The sequence below is a fragment of the Mycolicibacterium gadium genome (assembly GCF_010728925.1).
GTDB classification, from domain to species: domain Bacteria; phylum Actinomycetota; class Actinomycetes; order Mycobacteriales; family Mycobacteriaceae; genus Mycobacterium; species Mycobacterium gadium.
Window position 1 is genome coordinate 3,874,083 of record NZ_AP022608.1, and the last position, 17,644, is coordinate 3,891,726.

The following is a 17,644-nucleotide window of genomic DNA, read 5'->3' on the forward strand; positions in this document are numbered from 1 at the left end:
CACGTACGGACCGTCTCAGGAGGGCATGTAATGGCAGATTTCGGCCGCGAGCTGCTCGCTTGCGCGGTCGACGGGGCCACTGAGGGCGGGCACAACCCGTTGCGTCATGTCGCCGATCTGCCCCCGCGACAGGGACACCAACACAGCTGGCCCCAGTGGGCCGACCCAGATGTGGTGCAGGCGTTTGTTGATCGCGGTATCAAGGCGCCGTGGTCGCATCAGCTCACCGCTGCCGACCTCGCCCACACCGGCCGCCACGTCGTGCTCAGCACGGGTACGGCCTCGGGCAAGTCGCTGGCCTACCAACTACCCATATTGACGGCGCTGAAAAGTGATTCGCGCTCCCGGGTTCTGTATCTGTCGCCGACCAAGGCGCTCGGCCACGATCAGTTGCGCGCCGCGGTGGCACTCACCGAGGCGATACCCGCGCTGCACGATGTCGCCCCGAGCTCATACGACGGTGACAGCCCGACCGATGTGCGACGGTTCGCGCGCGAACGGTCGCGGTGGATCTTCTCCAATCCCGACATGATCCACCTTTCGCTGCTACGCAACCATGCCCGTTGGGCGGTCTTCCTGCGGAACCTGCGCTACGTCGTTGTCGACGAATGCCATTACTACCGTGGTGTTTTCGGCTCCAACGTAGCCATGGTCCTAAGGCGACTACTGCGTTTGTGCACGCGCTATTCGGCGACCGGGTCGGGGCCCACGGTGATCTTCGCCAGCGCCACCACCGCCTCCCCAGCCATCACCGCGTCGGAGCTGATCGGCGAGACGGTCGCAGAGGTCACCCAGGACGGTTCTCCACAGGGCGCGCGCACCGTCGCGCTCTGGGAGCCGGCGCTGCTCGACGACATCGTCGGTGAAAACGGTGCGCCGGTGCGACGTTCGGCAGGTGCCGACGCGGCCCAGGTGATGGGGAATCTGATTGCCGAGGGTGCCCGCACCTTGACGTTCGTGCGCTCGCGGCGCGGCGCCGAACTCACCGCACTCGGTGCACGTGCACGGCTGGAAGAACTCGCACCCGACCTCGCCGACCGGGTGGCGTCATACCGGGCGGGCTATCTGGCCGAAGACCGTCGCGCGCTGGAACGCGCACTCGCCGATGGCGAATTGCGGGGGTTGGCGACCACCAACGCCCTGGAGCTCGGCGTCGACATCGCAGGCCTCGATGCCGTCGTGCTGGCCGGATTCCCCGGCACGGTGACGTCCTTCTGGCAGCAGGCCGGTCGCGCCGGTCGCCGGGGTCAAAGTGCCCTGATCGTGTTGATCGCCCGCGACGATCCACTCGACACGTACCTCGTTCATCATCCGGCGGCGCTGTTGGACAAACCGATCGAGCGGGTGGTCATCGACCCGTCCAACCCGTATGTGCTTGGGCCGCAACTCCTCTGCGCCGCGACCGAACTACCGCTGACCGAAGCCGAGGTGCGGATGTGGAACGCCGAGGCGGTCGTGGCCGCGCTCGTCGACGACGGTCTGCTGCGCAAGCGGCCCGCAGGCTACTTCGCCACTCCCGGTGTCGATCCACACCCGGCCGTCGACATCCGCGGCTCGTCGGGCGGCCAGATCGCGATACTGGAAGCCGGCACGGGCCGGATGCTGGGTAGTGCGGGGGCCGGCCAGGCGCCGGCGTCGGTTCATCCGGGGGCCGTCTACCTGCATCAGGGTGAGAGCTACGTCGTCGACTCGCTCGATTTCGAGGACGGTGTCGCGTTCGTCCACGCCGAGGATCCCGGCTACACCACGTTCGCGCGCGAACTGACCGACATCGCCGTCACCGGCGAGGGCGAGCGGAAGGCGTACGGGCCCGTCACGGTCGGGCTGGTCCCGGTGTCGGTGACGAACACCGTCATCGGGTACCTCCGTCGCCGGCTGACCGGTGAAGTCATCGACTTCGTCGAACTCGATATGCCGACGCGTACTCTGGAGACCATGGCGGTGATGTGCACCATCACGCCTGAGACGTTGCAGCGCAACGGGATCGAGGCGCTGCGGGTTCCCGGCTCGTTGCACGCGGCCGAACACGCGGCAATCGGATTGCTGCCGTTGGTCGCCAGCTGCGATCGCGGCGACATCGGCGGGGTGTCGACCGCGATCGGCCCGGTCGACGGATTGCCGACGATATTCGTCTACGACGGCTACCCCGGCGGCGCGGGATTCGCCGACCGCGGTTTCGAGAAGATGGGTACCTGGTGGGCGGCGACCGCGGCGGCGATCGAGGCCTGCGAGTGCGCAACGGGGTGCCCATCGTGCGTGCAATCACCGAAATGCGGAAACGGGAACGATCCACTCGACAAACACGGGGCGATCACCGTGCTGCGGCTGGTACTGGCCGAACTCGGGGGCGCGGGCCGGTGATACCGCCACAGGGGCGACTGACCCCTCGAACAGTCGCCCCCGCGGTAACGCGGATGGAGCGCCTTACGCGTGGAAACGCCTGGCATTTCATTTGCGGAGAACAGTCGGACAACGCGATCCGTTCCCAAGTCCGGATAGACCGGGTGCAATCGCAAATTACCTTGTCGGAGCGGGTGTTGCAACTCTGTTTGCGAGAAATAGCACCCCAAAAACCAACGAATTGCCATGCAGAACCGTCACGTTGCCACGGATTTCGTAGGCGACTGCTGGCTGCTGGAGATCTGGCGCTCGGCCCTAAACTGCCCTAATGAACCACGACTGGCTGCTCGTGGAAACTCTGGGCAGCGAACCCGCCGTGGTTGCCCAGGGTCGCCGGACCAAGAACCTGGTCCCGGTCAGCGCGTTCCTGCGGCGCAATCCGCATTTGATGGCGATCCAGACCGCTATCGGTGAGACCGTGCGGGCGAGACAGGGCTTGAGCAGCATCACGCCCAAAAACGACCGCGTAATCCGCACCGAGGTCGTCCAGATGACCGACGGGCGGATCCACGGTGTGCACGTATGGATTGGCCCGCCCGACATGGAACCGCCCGCGCGCCCGGTCCCCGGCCCGCTGGTCTGGGACCTCACCAGCGGCACCGCGACCGACACCACGGAGTCGCTGCACAACAGCGGATGGGCGCCGGATAGTCAGGTGTTGCACGGCAGGGCGTTCGCCGAAGACCTGCCGAAGCGTGACCTCAATCCGAGCGAGGCAAAGGTCCTCTCGATGACGATCACGCGTGAACCGGGCCAAACGATCTGCAACTCCTGGGACGTCACGGACTATCGCGGCGAACCGATCACCATTGGCTTCGTCGCGCGTGTGCTCGCCGAGGAGGAGGACGACGGGAGCACCCGACTGATCCTCCGGGCGATGAACTGGCGGGGCGAACGCGACACCGACGGGGATTCACCCGACTACCTGGCGCAGCGCATCCTCAAGGGGCTCGCGCAGCCCGGCGCTCACCGTGCGCTCGTCGACCTGACGAACTGGACGCTGCTGAAGTGGCTCGACGATCCCGCGCCCTTCTTCATCTGGCGCGCGAGCCTGGGCGGTGATCACCTCGTGCATCCCGACGATCGCACCCAGATCGCAAGAATGACAGAGGAATTCGTTAGCGGAAGTACGTCGGCCACGCTGCGACTGGCGGCCAACGACGGCGGGTGGGCGGCTGTGCACGTGACGATCAACCGTGTCGAGCTCGAGGACGACGTGTTCGCCGGACTGGCGACGCTACGTCAGGCCTGAGTCGACGGGACCAGCCCGGGCGATCGCACGTGCGGTGCCGACACCAAACCGGCCCAGCACGGTAGGCACTTCGACGGCGACCACGACGTTGAGACCGCGCATCGAGCAGTCCGCGACCGACGAGCCCATCGCCTCGGCCACTGCGACCGCATGTCCGCACGCGGTCTGGGCCCCGTGTACGAGTCCACCCGCGGCCGCGAGCGCTGCGAGATCGGCCGCTGCCTGGGCACGATGGCGCGCGACGACGGCCGACCCGAGGTACACGCAGGCGATGCTGATCGCCAGCAGCACCGCCATCATCGCGACGGCGACCAACGTGACCGACCCCGACTCAGCGCTGACCAGGTTCCACCGCGGCGACGGCGCGGCCGGCGATGACGATCCCCGGAAGGAGAACCGATTGCGCCGAGACGGTCGCGACGACGTGGGCACCGTCTCGACGAAGGCGCACCGAAGCGCCCTCGGGCGCGATGGCTCGGGCGGCATTCGAGCCGTCGTCGCCACGCGCTGCCAGGCGTGCGGCCTCCCGGGCCGCGTCGACGCACCGGACGTGCATAGCAACTGCGGTGAGACCCGCTGCGCACAGCAGCAGCACCGCGACCAGGCCCGCAATCCCGAGCGCCGCTTCGACCGTGGCACCGCCGACCTCGCCGCCTAGACGTTGGTGTTCAGCGCGCGGTTGATGATGTTGGTCAACGCGCTGACGATCGAGTCTCCCGTCACGACGGTGTACAGAATCGCGCCGAACGCCGCCGCCGCGATGGTGCCGATCGCGTACTCGACCGTGGACATGCCACTGTCGTCCACGATCATCACGGTCATTCGCGCCTGCACCGAGCGAACCCATCTGCGTATCAATTGATTTCCTCCCCATCACTCGAAACCCCTTACAACACACCGGAACGCAACACATCCCCCGCCAGCCCCGCCACGACGGGCACGATGCCCAGACATAGGAACGCCGGCAGATAGCACAGGCCCAGCGGCCCCGCGATCAGCACCGACGCCCGTTCGGCCGCGGCGCGGGCGGCGTCGGCGGCATCGTCGCGCGACTGCGAGGCCAACTCGGCGACGCCCTGCGCCAACGCGGCGCCCGAGGAGGCGGACCGACGGGCCAGGCGCACGAACGCGTCGGTCTGGCCGTCGGTGTTCGCAGGGTCCGACCACGCCGTCGCTGGATCGGCCCCGAGCGCGAGCAGGTCTGCAGCGCGATTCAGGATTTGGCCGAGAGGGGGCGGCGCGGACGGCGCTGTCGCAGCTGCGGCTGCCGACACCGCCATTCCCGACCGCAGACACGCGGCCAGCACCTCCAGGGCCGACGCCGTGGCCAGCGGATCGTCCGCGGGGGCGGTGGTGCGGCGCCCCGGCCTCTCCACCCCGAGACCTCGCACCTGGATGCGAGTCCGCGAGCTCTCGGCGCTGAGCAGTATCGCGACGGCCAATAGCATTGCAGCGTAGGTCATTTCACCACCGCACAGGTGATCCGGTCGCACCACAGCAGACCGGCGCAGGCCAGCAGCACTCCCAGAATCAACAGCCATTCGCCGAATCCCCCGGCGAGGAGGAAGCCCAGCGGGTCGGCTCCGATCAGCTGTCCGAGTGCGATGCCGACGGCGGGCAGGCCCGCAAGCACGGTGGCGGTGGTGCGCGCTCCGGCCATACCGGCGTCGACACGGGAGGAGAACCTTTGCCGCTCAACCAGATCCCGCTGCGCGGTCTGCATGAGCGTGCCGATCGCCAGGCCGTGCGTCTGAGCCAGCTGCCAACACACCGCGAGCCGCTCCCAGTGCGCGGGCAGCGACGACCGCCGCGCGACGCTGAGCATGCCCGCGACGACATCGGCGCCCAACCGTGCGCGCGCCGCGATCGTCCGCAGCGCTGACGCGACGCCGCCGTCGGTGTCATCGGCGGCGACATCGAAGGCGGTGACGGGGTGGGCGCCGACCCGCAATTCTCCGACGAGGACGTCCAGCGCACCCCTGAGCGCGGCGGCTTCGGCGTCGCGAGTCCGGCGCCGCCGCCGGCTTCGCCGCCGCATCTCGACGGTCGCGCCAACAATGGCCGCGGCGACAACAGCTCCGGTCGAGATGACCGCACCCAATGCGAGTGTCAACGCCACACCGCAGGGAACGAGAAGCCACATCGCGATTCTCGGTGAGGACGAGCCGGCGGGGACCCGCGAACGGAGTCGGTGCTGCGCTGGTCCAGGCGCCGTCAGCAGCGCGAGTGCCAGCGCCAGGGCTGCACCGCTCATGCCTGCCGCCGCTCATGCACGAGCGTTCGCAGTTGCTCGGCGCCGCGATCGAATCCGATGCCCGTACGCCAGGCGGTCACTGCACGGACGCGGCCGTCGGCGGCGGCGGTGAGCACCGCGACCTCGCTGAGCCGGCGTCGACCGTCGCGATCACGGCTGACGTGGACGAGCACCTGCACGGCCGCCGCGAGCTGACTGTGCAGCGCACCCCGGTCCAGTCCGCCGACCGCAGCAAGCGCTTCGAGTCGCGCCGGCACCTCGGCCGGACTGTTGGCATGTACGGTCCCCGCTCCGCCGTCGTGACCGGTGTTGAGGGCGGCGAGCAAGTCGACCACCTCGGCGCCGCGAACCTCGCCGACGACGATTCGGTCAGGTCGCATCCGCAGAGCCTGCTTGACCAGGTCGCGCACGGTCACTTCGCCGACCCCCTCGACGTTTGCCGGTCGCGCAACGAGTTTCACCACATGCGGATGTGCCGGCTCCAGTTCGGCGGCGTCCTCGACACAGACGACGCGCTCGTGCGCGGGAACCGCGCCGAGGATGGCGGCCAGCATCGTGGTCTTTCCCGCGCCAGTGCCCCCTGACACCAGCAGGGCAAGGCGTGCGGCGATGACCTCGTTCAGCAGCGCAGCGGCCGACGGCTCGATGGCTCCCGTCCGCATCAGGGCGGCGAGATCCTGCGTAGCGGGTCGGAGCACCCGCAGGGACAGACACGTTCCCGCGGGGGCGATCGGCGACAGCACCGCGTGCAGACGCACGGTGCACTGCCCGCTGCCCAGTCCGGTCAGCTGGCCGTCCACCCAGGGTTGCGCCTCGTCGAGCCGACGTCCGGCCGACAACGCAAGGCGTTGCGCCAATCGCCGCACGGCATCGTCGTCGGCGAACCGAATCGACGTGCGCCGCAGGCCGTCACCGTCGTCGACCCACACCGCGTCGGGCGCGGTGACCAGAACATCGGTGGTGCCCTCCGCACGCAGCAGCGGGTCGAGCACACCCGCTCCGGTGAGTTCGGTCTGCAATACGCGCAGGCTGCTGAGCACCTCGGCGTCCCCGAGCAGCCCGCCGGACTCCGCTCGGATGGCGGCCGCGACCGCGGTCGGCCGCAGGGGTCCGGACTCCGCGGCCAGCCGCTCGCGGACGCGCTCGACCAGCGAGGCGCTCATGCCGCGCTCACCACCGGATGCTGCTGCAATACCGCCATCACCCGGCGCGCGGCACCTGCGAGCGGGGACCGGCGGCGCAGCCGAAGACCACCGTGTTCCAGGGTCTCGGCGATGCCGGCTTGCGGTCGCATCGCGGCGAGGAGTGGAAGACCGACGATCGCGGCGACGTCGGAGGATCGCAGCCCACCCGGCGCGGGCCCCCGCACGACCAGGCCCACGTTCGGGTTCACCGTGGAAACCCAGCGTGCGACGCGTTCGGCCGCAGCGCAGGACCGCACATCGGCCGGGGTGACGAGAATGGCGAGATCCGCGGATTCGAGCGCGGTCTCGGCGGCCGCGGTCGATCGCCGCGGCACGTCGCAGATCACCGTCGCACCGCCCCGGCTGCCCGCATCCACGACGGCGCCGAGGGGCAGGGCGTCGACGTCACCGCCTCCACGACCGCCCGAGAGCACACAAACGCCGTGTTGCCTTGGCAGCGCATCGCGTAGGGCGGCATAGTTCAGCCGTCCGCCCTGCAGTGTCAGATCCGGCCAGCGCAGTCCGCCGTCCGCCTCGATCCCCAGCAGGAGGTCGATGCCGCCGCTCCACGGATCGGTGTCGATCAGCAGCGCCTCGTTCACCTGACCCGCGGTCTGCGCCAGCGCGGCCGCGAACACCGATGCGCCCGCTCCACCCCGTCCCGCGATGACTGCGGCCACCGCCCCGCGCGCGACGGCGGCCACTGCGGCTTCGGCAGCTTCGGACAGCTCGGCCATCAGCTCGCCGTCCTGGGCGGGCAGGGCCACGACGCGCTGCGCCCCGACTGCAATGGCGGCCTGGAAATCGGCAGGGCCGGGCTCCGACCGCGTGATCAGGATGACGGCACCGCGCCTCGGTAACAGCCGCTGCGCGCAGTGCTCGGCCGCCCCGCGGTCGAGCAGGACGGCCACCGCGGCCGTCCAGACCTTGCGACCGGACGGTTCGCTGGCGTGAACGACGGGGACACCGGCCGCGGCGGCGATGCGATCAACGTCGTCGCGCAGCTCAGCGTCGCCCGTCAGAGCGAGAATCCCGGCGGTGGTTCCCATGAGCCCACCATGCGGGCTGTCGCTAACCCCGCGCCACGGTCAACCCGGACTCTGTGGATGAACCGCAAATTGGGGACAACCGGCAAAAATTGACGGCGAAAACCATATTCCGCAACTTCGGAGCGTCGGACCATCTGTCCGAAAGACGAACCTTGCGACAATGAGGACCCGGCCCGCAAACGGAGCGGCTGGGCGACGGAAAGCGGGCACCCCGGAAAAAGGGACGACCCCCGCCAGGGGGGGAGGAGGCGGAGGTCGTCGTGTATCAGCCCCGGGGGGTCGGGCTGATGCACACCCGGCATAAGCCGAGTAACACTCACTATACACACGGCAACATGGATGGGCGCAAGTGTCGCGCCTGTTAAGAAAGCATGGGTGTAGCAGGAAAAATGCAGTCACCGACACCTGTCGGGGACTGTCATTTCACAGACTCTCTTTCGTCCGGTCCGGCGCACCGCCCTATGCTGGTGATGTGGCCGCATCCCGCCCCATCTTAGAAGGGCCAAATGAGGCGCAAACGATGCACCAGGCTACCGAACCGGTCCGCACCGCAGCCTTCTTCGATCTTGACAAGACGGTCATCGCTAAGTCGAGCACGCTAGCGTTCAGCAAACCTTTCTTCGATCAGGGGCTAATCAATCGGCGGACAGTTTTGAAGTCCGCGTACGCCCAGTTCCTCTTCCTGATGTCGGGCGCCGACCACGATCAGATGGACCGGATGCGCTCCTATCTGACGAACATGTGCACCGGGTGGGATGTCGAGCAGGTGAAGTCGATCGTCGGGGAGACACTGCACGAGATCGTCAACCCTCTGGTGTTCGCCGAGGCCGCCGAACTCATTGCCGACCACAAACTGTGCGGTCGGGATGTGGTGGTCGTTTCCGCCTCTGGCGAGGAGATTGTTGCTCCGATCGCCCGCGCGCTCGGGGCCACCCATGCTATGGCGACCCGCATGGTCGTCGAGGACGGGAAGTACACCGGCGACATTGCCTTCTACTGCTTTGGCGAAGGCAAGGTGGAGGCGATCCGCGAGCTCGCGGCCCGCGAGGGATACGCGCTCGAACATTGCTACGCCTACTCCGACTCGGTCACCGATGTGCCGATGCTCGAGACGGTCGGCCACCCCACCGTGGTAAACCCGGATCGCACATTGCGCAAAGAAGCATCGGCGCGTGGCTGGCCGGTGCTGACGTTCTCCAAGCCGGTGTCGTTGCGGGACCGCATCCCAGCACCGTCGGGAGCGGCCATGGCAACCACCGCCGCGGTCGGCGTCAGCGCACTGGCCGCCGGCGCGCTGACGTACTCGTTGTTGCGCCGTTTCGCCTTCTGATCGGGCCGCACGGTTGCCCTGCGTTTCCGCGCAGCACCGCGTAACGATCTGGAGACGCGGCCATTTGCCCCTTGATGTGACCGCGGTCACGGAGTACAAAGGAATCACGGAAGCTTGGTGAGGCCAAGGCCGAGCCGGAAGAGAAGGCTCGGATCTCCCGAACCAGGCTCCCCAGCACGGATCCCGGCACCCACGCGGAGCACATGCCGCGGAATAGGCAAAAGTGTTGCGGGCCTGCGTAATTGCGATAGCGGACGGCCACGACGGCCCCTTGGGTGGGGTTGCAGCCGGAGCGCACCGACAAGACGCCGAGGCCACCCACGCAACCCAAAAGAGCACGCATGGTAACCGGAGTCCGTGCTAGCGGGCGGCGAGCCGAATCAGTTCGGAACGCCGCCCGCTTTACTTTGCTGAGGGCCCTCGCCCGCGCTGCCCTGCGCGATCGACAACGCCTCGCGCGCACCGGCGTGCAGCGCCCGACAACTCATCAGCACCCAGGCGGTGAGACCGTCAGGGGTGCCGGACGCGAACCCACGCGCGGCAGCGCGATAGTCGCCGGACTGGCGCATCCAATACACCTCGGGCACGCCCAGGCCATGCGGGTCCAGCCCGCTGGAGATCGTCACCAACCGGGAAACTGCCCGCGCCACCACTCCGTCTGCGCTACCGAAGGGGGCCAGCGTCAGCAGTTCACCGTGCACGACGGCGGCGAGCACCGGCGCGGGCACTTTGGTCCCGCCGGTCACGATGGCGGCCAGCAGCTCCAGACGACGGCCGACGTCGGTGTCCGCACGCGGGCGGCCCAGGTGGTCGTCGTCGGCGATATCGGCGGCCGCCAGTGCATGCAGTTTCGCGATGGCCTGCATCGGGGCGCGCTGCCACACCCCGACCAAGGAGGTCGCTCCGCCCTCCAGCGATTCGGATACGCGCAGGGCGCCGGCGAGTATCGGGTCTGGGCCCTCCTCCGACAACTGCAGCGCGCCGCCGTCCAGAACCGACGACGCCCGCGCCGCCCGCAGCCCCGCCTCGGCGGCGTTCGTCGGCCACCCGCGAAGGTTGGCGCGGTGCCGGTGCGCCCGCCCCAGTGCGTCGCTGGCTTCGGCACACGCTTGCGCCACCCCTGGCAGCTCTGCCAGGGGGGCCAATGGGTCGGCGGTGCTCACGGCAGCACACGCTAGCCGACCGCTGGGCCCGTCTGTCGCGACGTTCGGCGCTCGCCACGTGCCGCCCGCGGAGCGAGCTGTGACTTGCAGTCCTGATCATCGGCGTGGGTGACTACGCTCACACATATGACAGGCACCTCGACGAAGCACACCGACGTTCCGTCCTCCTATGCCCCCTCCGACGAATTCGCCGCGCAAGCCAACGCGTCCGAGGAGATGTACCGCGAAGCCGACGCCGACCGTCTCGCGTTCTGGGCCAAACAGGCCGAGCGACTGGCGTGGGTGACCCCGTTCACCGAGGTACTGGACTGGTCGGAGGCGCCGTTCGCGAAGTGGTTCGTCGGCGGCAAGCTCAATGTCGCCTACAACTGCGTGGACCGCCACGTCGAGGCGGGCAACGGCGACCGCGTGGCGATCCACTGGCAGGGCGAACCGGCCGATGACACCCGCACGATCACCTACGCGCAGTTGCAGTCCGAGGTGTGCAAGGCCGCCAATGCGCTCACCGAGCTGGGCCTCGTCTCAGGCGACCGGGTCGCCATCTACATGCCGATGATTCCGGAGGCCATCGTCTCCATGCTGGCGTGCGCGCGCCTTGGCGTCATGCACTCCGTCGTCTTCGCGGGCTTCTCGTCGACCGCGCTCGCGGCCCGCATCGAGGACGCCGAAGCCAAGCTCGTCATCACCAGCGACGGGCAGTTCCGACGCGGTCAGGCGGTGTCGCTGAAGGAGTCCGTCGACGAGGCGTTGGAAGCGGCGGGCGGCGCGGAGAATGGCCCAGTCGAGCACGTACTTGTGGTGCGCCGCACCGGAATCGACACGCCGTGGAGCGAGGGCCGCGACGTCTGGTGGCACGACACCGTCGAGCCGGCATCACCGGAGCACACCCCCGAGGCGTTCGACTCCGAACACCCGCTGTTCCTGCTTTACACCTCGGGAACCACCGGCAAGCCCAAGGGCATCATGCACACGACGGGCGGCTATCTGACCCAGACCTCGTACACACACCACTACGTCTTCGACATCAAGCCCGAGACGGATGTGTACTGGTGCACCGCGGACATCGGCTGGGTCACCGGCCACAGCTACATCGTCTACGGGCCCTTGTCGAACGGCGCAACGCAGGTGGTCTACGAGGGCACACCGAACTCACCGAACGAACACCGCCACTTCGAGATCATCGAGAAGTACGGCGTCACCATCTATTACACGGCGCCCACGCTGGTCCGCATGTTCATGAAGTGGGGTCGCGAATTCCCGGATGCCCACGACCTGTCGAGTCTTCGGTTGCTGGGATCGGTGGGTGAGCCGATCAACCCGGAGGCGTGGCGGTGGTATCGGGATGCGTTCGGCGGCAACAAGACTCCGATCGTCGACACCTGGTGGCAGACCGAGACCGGCGCGATCATGATCTCGCCGTTGCCCGGCATCACCGAAACCAAACCCGGCTCGGCGATGAAGCCGCTGCCCGGCATCTCGGCGCTCATCGTCGACGAGGAGGGCCGGGAGTTGGTGCCCGGGGCCGACGAGGCCGAGCACGTCACGGGTTACCTCGTCCTGGACAAGCCGTGGCCGGCGATGCTGCGCGGCATCTGGGGCGACCCGGACAGGTACAAGGAGACCTACTGGTCCCGCTACGGCAAGCAGGGCTGGTACTTCGCGGGCGACGGCGCGCGGGTCGACTCCGACGGTTCGATCTGGCTGCTGGGCCGCATCGATGACGTGATGAACGTTTCGGGACACCGGATTTCGACCACCGAGGTGGAGTCGGCACTGGTCGGCCACTCGGGGGTGGCCGAGGCGGCCGTGGTCGGTGCCAACGACGAGACCACCGGTCAGGGCATCTGCGCGTTCGTCATCCTCGAGTCGCATGCCAAGCACCGCGACGACGACGACATGGTCCACGAACTTCGTGAGCATGTCGCCAAAGACATCGGCAAGATTGCGAGGCCTCGGGAGATCCACGTCGTACCCGAGCTGCCGAAGACCCGCAGCGGCAAGATCATGCGCCGACTGCTGCGCGATGTCGCCGAAGGACGTGAGCTCGGCGACACCTCGACTCTGGTGGATCCCAACGTGTTCGAGGCGATCCGGGCCAGTAAGGCCGAGACCTAGGCAGTGCACGAGGAGGGCGATGGACACAACCGGATCCGCAGTCGACAGGACGATCGCCCCGTCGCTCCCTGCCGCACTGCGCCGGGCGCATGAGTTGTTCGTCGCAGGTCAAGTCGACGCGTCCTACCTGGCCGCCGCGGCCATTCGCCGCGTGGTGGTCGAGAGCTGGCAGCGCAGCATCGCCACCGGTGTGGACCCTGACCTGAGCGGTTCACCAGCGGCGGAGGCGTTGTGCCGCAACGAGACCACCCTCGCCGAGATGCGTGCCTGCCACCCGTTGGCAGCGACGTTGCCGATAATCCGTCGGTTGCTCGTCAACGACGCTGCCGATTCCGGAGTGGTTGTAGCGGTCTCGGCGGCTAACGGCACTCTGCTGTGGGTCGAGGGTGACGCCGCAGCATGCCGCCGGGCCGAATCGATGAACTTCGTTCCCGGTGCCGACTGGAGTGAACGCGGTGCGGGGACCAACGCTCCAGGGACCGCGCTGGCGCTCGACCGCGAAATCCAGATCCGCGAATCCGAGCACTTCTCTCGAATCGTCCAACCCTGGACTTGCACCGCGGTCCCCGTCCATGACCCGGTAACCGGGGCCCTCATCGGCGCCGTCGACCTGACCGGCGACGGCCAGGTCGCCTCGCCTCAGGCACTCGGTCTGGTTCGCGCAACGGTGGCGGCGGTCGAAGGCCAGTTGGCGCTGATGCATCTGACGGCCTCGAAGACGACGCCGGCAACGGCACAGCCGCGACTGGCCGTGCTGGGCGGTGATCGTCCCCGCTGGATCGCGCCCGACAACGACGGCCGAGTCCAATCGCTGTCGTTGACCGGCCGTCACGCCGACATCCTCGTTCTGCTGACCCGCCACCCCGAGGGGCTTTCCGCCGACCACCTCGCATTGCTGCTCGACGAGAAGGATCTCGACGTCGTCACCGTGCGCGCGGAGATGTCGCGACTGCGCCGTGTAATCGGTCCACACCACCTGGATTCGCGTCCCTACCGATTGACCGGGTTGGTCAGCAGCGACGTCAGCGAGGTGTTCGACGCACTGGCCGCCGACGATGTCGAGGAAGCGCTCCGCTGCTATGCGGGTCCGCTTCTGCCGCAATCGGTGTCACCGGCGATCGCGCGCGTACGCACCGAACTTTCCATGAGTGTTCGCGGCGCGGTGCTGACCGCTGGACGACCCGCCCTGCTGCGCCGCTGGCTGGAGACGCCGGAAGGCCGCGATGACCGAGACGGATGGCAGATGCTTCACGATGTCGCTGGAACGGGACCAGCGGCGCGTGCACGGGCCAGCGGGCACCTGGCCGGCCTTGACCTCGAATTGGGTTAGTCGCCGCCGCCCAACCGCTGCGAAAGCGTGCAACCGTGCTGCAACCCTTTCTTTCCTACCTTCAGTGACGTGCGCCACAGCTGGTGTCGGCGACACCGGACAGGGAAGGAAATCCATGACCGTCTATTCACGACCGGGAAGCACGGACGCCGTGATGTCATTCGAGTCGCGGTACGACAACTTCATCGGCGGGCAGTGGGTGCCGCCCGTCGCCGGCCGATATTTCGAGAACCGTTCCCCCGTGACGGGAGAAGTGTTCTGCGAGATCCCGCGCTCGGACGAATCCGACATCGAGAAGGCGCTCGACGCCGCGCACGGTGCGGCACCCGGTTGGGGCAAGACCTCGGCGACTGAACGCGCCATCATTCTCAACCGGATCGCCGACCGCATCGAGGAGAACCTCGAATCAATCGCAGTCGCCGAATCGTGGGACAACGGCAAGCCGGTGCGCGAGACGCTGAACGCCGACCTGCCGTTGGCGGTCGATCACTTCCGGTACTACGCGGGCGCCATCCGCGCACAAGAAGGCTCGCTGTCGGAGATCGACGTAGACACCGTGGCGTATCACTTCCATGAACCGCTCGGCGTCGTCGGCCAGATCATTCCCTGGAACTTTCCGATCCTGATGGCGGTGTGGAAGCTGGCTCCCGCGCTGGCGGCGGGAAACGCGGTGGTACTCAAGCCTGCCGAGCAGACCCCCGCGTCGATCCTCTACCTGATGAGCCTGATCGGTGACCTGCTGCCCGCCGGCGTCTTGAACGTGGTCAACGGCTTCGGCGTCGAGGCGGGCAAGCCGCTCGCGTCGTCGAATCGCATCGCGAAGATCGCGTTCACCGGCGAGACCACCACCGGCCGGCTGATCATGCAGTACGCATCGCAGAACCTGATTCCGGTGACGTTGGAGCTGGGCGGCAAAAGCCCCAACATCTTCTTCAGCGATGTGATGGCCGCCAACGACGACTATCAGGACAAGGCGCTGGAGGGTTTCACGATGTTCGCCCTCAACCAGGGCGAGGTGTGCACCTGCCCGTCGCGCAGCCTGATCCAGGCCGACATCTACGACGACTTCCTCGCGATGGCGGCCATTCGCACCAAGGCGGTCCGGCAGGGTGATCCGCTGGACACCGAGACGATGATCGGGGCACAGGCATCCAACGATCAGCTGGAAAAGATCCTGTCCTACATCGAGATCGGCAAAAGCGAAGGCGCGCATGTCCTTACGGGTGGCGAGCGTGCTGACCTCGGCGGCGATCTCAACGGCGGCTACTACGTGCAGCCGACGATCTTCGAGGGCAACAACAAGATGCGCATCTTCCAGGAAGAGATCTTCGGACCCGTCGTCGCGGTCACGTCGTTCAAGGACTACGACGACGCGATCGGCATCGCCAACGACACCCTGTACGGACTCGGCGCGGGCGTGTGGAGCCGGGACGGGAACACCGCGTACCGGGCCGGACGCGACATCAAGGCCGGCCGAGTATGGACCAACTGCTACCACCAGTACCCCGCGCATGCGGCCTTCGGCGGCTACAAGCAGTCGGGCATCGGCCGCGAGAACCACAAGATGATGCTCGACCACTACCAGCAGACCAAGAACCTGCTGGTGTCCTACTCCAACAAAGCCCAAGGATTCTTCTGATTCCCAACGAAACAACGACCATCCCGCCAACCAACAAGGAGTACGAACATGACACAGACACTCGACAACAACGTCACCGGCGACCCCTCCGTCGCCACGATGCGCGCCGCGGTGGTCACAGAATTCGGTGCGCCACTGGACATCACCGATGTGGAACTACCTGTGCCCGGATACGGCGAAGCCCTCGTCAAGCTGGAGACCTCGGGCATTTGCCACACCGATTTGCATGCGGCGCACGGTGACTGGCCGGTCAAGCCGGCTCCGCCTTTCGTGCCCGGGCACGAGGGATACGGCACCGTGGTGGCACTCGGCGAGGGAGTGCAGGATCTCGCCGTCGGCGACAAGGTCGGCAACGCGTGGCTGTGGTCGGCGTGCGGCAGCTGCGAATTCTGCCGCACCGGCTGGGAGACGCTGTGCGAGAGCCAACGTAACGGCGGCTATTCAGTGGACGGCAGCTTCGGCACCTACATGGTGGTGAACGCCGCCTATGCGGCGCGCATCCCAGAGGGCGCCGATCCGCTGGAGGTTGCTCCGATCCTGTGTGCCGGTGTGACCGTGTACAAGGGGCTCAAGGTCACCGACACCCGACCCGGTCAGTGGGTCGCGATCTCGGGCATCGGCGGTCTGGGTCATATCGCGGTGCAATATGCGCGAGCCATGGGGCTTCGCGTGGTGGCCGTGGACATCGACGACGCGAAGCTGGCACTTGCCGAACAACTCGGTGCCGAGGTCACTGTGAACGCCAAGACCCAGGAGGCGATTGCCGAAGTGCAGAAGGCGACCGGTGGAGTGCATGGCGTGCTCGTCACCGCGGTGCATCCGCAGGCGTTCGGGCAGGCGATCGGCCTGACGCGACGAGGCGGCACCATCGTCTTCAACGGTCTTCCGCCAGGCGACTTTCCGGCACCCATATTCGACATCGTCCTCAAGGGGCTCACCATTCGCGGCTCGATCGTCGGCACCCGCCAGGACATGGCCGAGGCGCTCGACTTCTACACCCGCGGGCTCATCCACCCCACCGTCACGAGCGCGGCCCTCGACGACGTCAATGAGGTGTTCGAGCGGATGGAGCGCGGCCAGATCGATGGTCGCGTCGTCATCGACTACCGGTAGGCGATCCCGGCAAGGCCAGGACTCAGGCGGCCGGTGCTGCACCGACGGGAACGAAGCCGGAGCCGGGCCGGTTCTTGGCGACGATGTCGGCCAACTGGGTATTGAACGACATGTTCACTGCGGGCGTGTGTAGTGGGATGTATTTGATGATGCACGTCGGAAGCTCTTCGGAGAACGCGCCGTGGATCATGCCGACCAGCCGGTTGTTGACGGTCACTGGTGCGCCGGAGTCGCCCGGCTGACCGCACACCTGGTTGATGAAGGTGCCCGGCTCGTCGCCCGGCCCCCAGGTGACGCCGCACGAGTACCCGGTGGTGCGGCCGAGCTTGCAGGCGATGTCGCCGACGACGGGGTCGGGGCCGAGGCCGTCGATCTGGAAACCGTCGATGTTGTTGACCGGACGCACCTTCTGCGGGTCGAACTCGATGACCGCGTAGTCGAGAAGGTCGTTGCCCGCCACCATCGTGCCGAGCACGCCGGCATCCTCGTGGCCCTCCGCGGCGACCTGCGCGCCGGGACCACCGCAGTGCGCGGAAGTGAATCCGATCAGGCTGCCCCGGTTGTCGTTGCCGATCGCAGTGAGCGTGCAGAACGTCTCGCCGTTGACCACCAGCCCCGAGCCACCGCCCAGCGTGACGGGATCCTGGGCATGCGCGATCGCGGCGGTCGGCACGAACGACGCGATCAGGGTGGCGACAACCACTGGGATCCGCAGGCAGCGGCCGCTGCTCCTCAACTGAAGAACCTCCTCGACTCGCCCGACCTGCGATCCCATTCGTCGCTCAAGTCTAACGTCGGCCGGAATCGTTTGGCCG

General features: G+C 67.4%; 16 protein-coding genes. 7 read left to right on the top strand and 9 right to left on the bottom strand.

What is annotated here, in order from left to right:
• Nucleotides 1–30 precede the first annotated feature (30 nt).
• Complete coding sequence (locus G6N36_RS19105; protein WP_163688472.1) at nucleotides 31–2,361, top strand: DNA 3'-5' helicase SftH; 2,331 nt, start codon at nucleotides 31–33, stop codon at nucleotides 2,359–2,361.
• Nucleotides 2,362–2,668: 307 nt separating this feature from the next.
• A complete protein-coding gene (locus G6N36_RS19110) occupies nucleotides 2,669–3,652 on the top strand; it encodes a PAS domain-containing protein (RefSeq protein WP_163688473.1) in 984 nt (327 codons plus the stop codon).
• On the opposite strand, the gene G6N36_RS29905 is transcribed toward G6N36_RS19110, so the two are convergent.
• The 7 genes from G6N36_RS29905 to ssd all read right to left on the bottom strand — a co-directional run bounded on the left by G6N36_RS29905 (nucleotide 3,638) and on the right by ssd (nucleotide 8,139).
• Nucleotides 3,638–3,952 (bottom strand): Rv3654c family TadE-like protein, encoded by a 315-nt coding sequence (locus G6N36_RS29905; RefSeq protein ID WP_235690308.1) that lies wholly within the window; start codon nucleotides 3,950–3,952, stop codon nucleotides 3,638–3,640. The genes G6N36_RS19110 and G6N36_RS29905 overlap by 15 nt on opposite strands.
• Nucleotides 3,953–3,983: 31 nt before the next feature.
• Complete coding sequence (locus tag G6N36_RS29910) at nucleotides 3,984–4,247, bottom strand: TadE family type IV pilus minor pilin (protein ID WP_308205920.1); 264 nt, start codon at nucleotides 4,245–4,247, stop codon at nucleotides 3,984–3,986.
• A 59-nt stretch (nucleotides 4,248–4,306) separates the two neighbouring features.
• Nucleotides 4,307–4,474: a DUF4244 domain-containing protein gene (locus G6N36_RS19120; RefSeq protein WP_163688475.1), complete on the bottom strand. Its 168-nt coding sequence runs from the start codon at nucleotides 4,472–4,474 to the stop codon at nucleotides 4,307–4,309.
• A gap of 65 nt (nucleotides 4,475–4,539) precedes the next feature.
• Nucleotides 4,540–5,115 carry a type II secretion system F family protein gene (locus G6N36_RS19125; RefSeq protein WP_163688476.1) on the bottom strand — a complete coding sequence of 192 codons (576 nt, stop codon included), beginning with the start codon at nucleotides 5,113–5,115 and terminating at the stop codon, nucleotides 4,540–4,542.
• Complete coding sequence (locus G6N36_RS19130) at nucleotides 5,112–5,906, bottom strand: type II secretion system F family protein (RefSeq protein ID WP_163688477.1); 795 nt, start codon at nucleotides 5,904–5,906, stop codon at nucleotides 5,112–5,114. Before G6N36_RS19130 ends, G6N36_RS19125 begins: the two co-directional genes overlap by 4 nt.
• Complete coding sequence (locus tag G6N36_RS19135; protein WP_163688478.1) at nucleotides 5,903–7,069, bottom strand: TadA family conjugal transfer-associated ATPase; 1,167 nt, start codon at nucleotides 7,067–7,069, stop codon at nucleotides 5,903–5,905. The genes G6N36_RS19130 and G6N36_RS19135 overlap by 4 nt, the downstream gene beginning before the upstream one ends.
• Nucleotides 7,066–8,139 (bottom strand): septum site-determining protein Ssd, encoded by a 1,074-nt coding sequence (gene ssd / locus G6N36_RS19140; RefSeq protein ID WP_163688479.1) that lies wholly within the window; start codon nucleotides 8,137–8,139, stop codon nucleotides 7,066–7,068. The genes G6N36_RS19135 and ssd overlap by 4 nt, the downstream gene beginning before the upstream one ends.
• 520 nt (nucleotides 8,140–8,659) lie before the next feature.
• On the opposite strand from ssd, the gene G6N36_RS19145 reads away from it, so the two are divergent.
• Nucleotides 8,660–9,469 (top strand): HAD-IB family hydrolase, encoded by an 810-nt coding sequence (locus G6N36_RS19145; RefSeq protein ID WP_163690760.1) that lies wholly within the window; start codon nucleotides 8,660–8,662, stop codon nucleotides 9,467–9,469.
• A 380-nt stretch (nucleotides 9,470–9,849) separates the two neighbouring features.
• Here G6N36_RS19145 and G6N36_RS19150 read toward each other — a convergent pair whose 3' ends face one another.
• A complete protein-coding gene (locus G6N36_RS19150) occupies nucleotides 9,850–10,632 on the bottom strand; it encodes a Fic family protein (protein ID WP_163688480.1) in 783 nt (260 codons plus the stop codon).
• A gap of 126 nt (nucleotides 10,633–10,758) precedes the next feature.
• On the opposite strand from G6N36_RS19150, the gene acs reads away from it, so the two are divergent.
• The 4 genes from acs to adhP all read left to right on the top strand — a co-directional run bounded on the left by acs (nucleotide 10,759) and on the right by adhP (nucleotide 16,829).
• Nucleotides 10,759–12,747: an acetate--CoA ligase gene (acs, locus tag G6N36_RS19155; protein WP_163688481.1), complete on the top strand. Its 1,989-nt coding sequence runs from the start codon at nucleotides 10,759–10,761 to the stop codon at nucleotides 12,745–12,747.
• Nucleotides 12,748–12,766: 19 nt separating this feature from the next.
• Nucleotides 12,767–14,077: a helix-turn-helix domain-containing protein gene (locus G6N36_RS19160; protein ID WP_179964815.1), complete on the top strand. Its 1,311-nt coding sequence runs from the start codon at nucleotides 12,767–12,769 to the stop codon at nucleotides 14,075–14,077.
• A gap of 115 nt (nucleotides 14,078–14,192) precedes the next feature.
• Nucleotides 14,193–15,716, top strand: coding sequence for an aldehyde dehydrogenase (gene adh / locus G6N36_RS19165; RefSeq protein ID WP_163688482.1), 1,524 nt, complete (start codon nucleotides 14,193–14,195; stop codon nucleotides 15,714–15,716).
• A 48-nt stretch (nucleotides 15,717–15,764) separates the two neighbouring features.
• A complete protein-coding gene (gene adhP, locus G6N36_RS19170; RefSeq protein WP_235690107.1) occupies nucleotides 15,765–16,829 on the top strand; it encodes an alcohol dehydrogenase AdhP in 1,065 nt (354 codons plus the stop codon).
• Between the two features lie 22 nt (nucleotides 16,830–16,851).
• Here adhP and G6N36_RS19175 read toward each other — a convergent pair whose 3' ends face one another.
• On the bottom strand, nucleotides 16,852–17,604 hold the full coding sequence (locus G6N36_RS19175; RefSeq protein WP_235690108.1) for a S1 family peptidase: 753 nt from the start codon (nucleotides 17,602–17,604) through the stop codon (nucleotides 16,852–16,854).
• Between the last annotated feature and the right edge of the window lie 40 nt (nucleotides 17,605–17,644).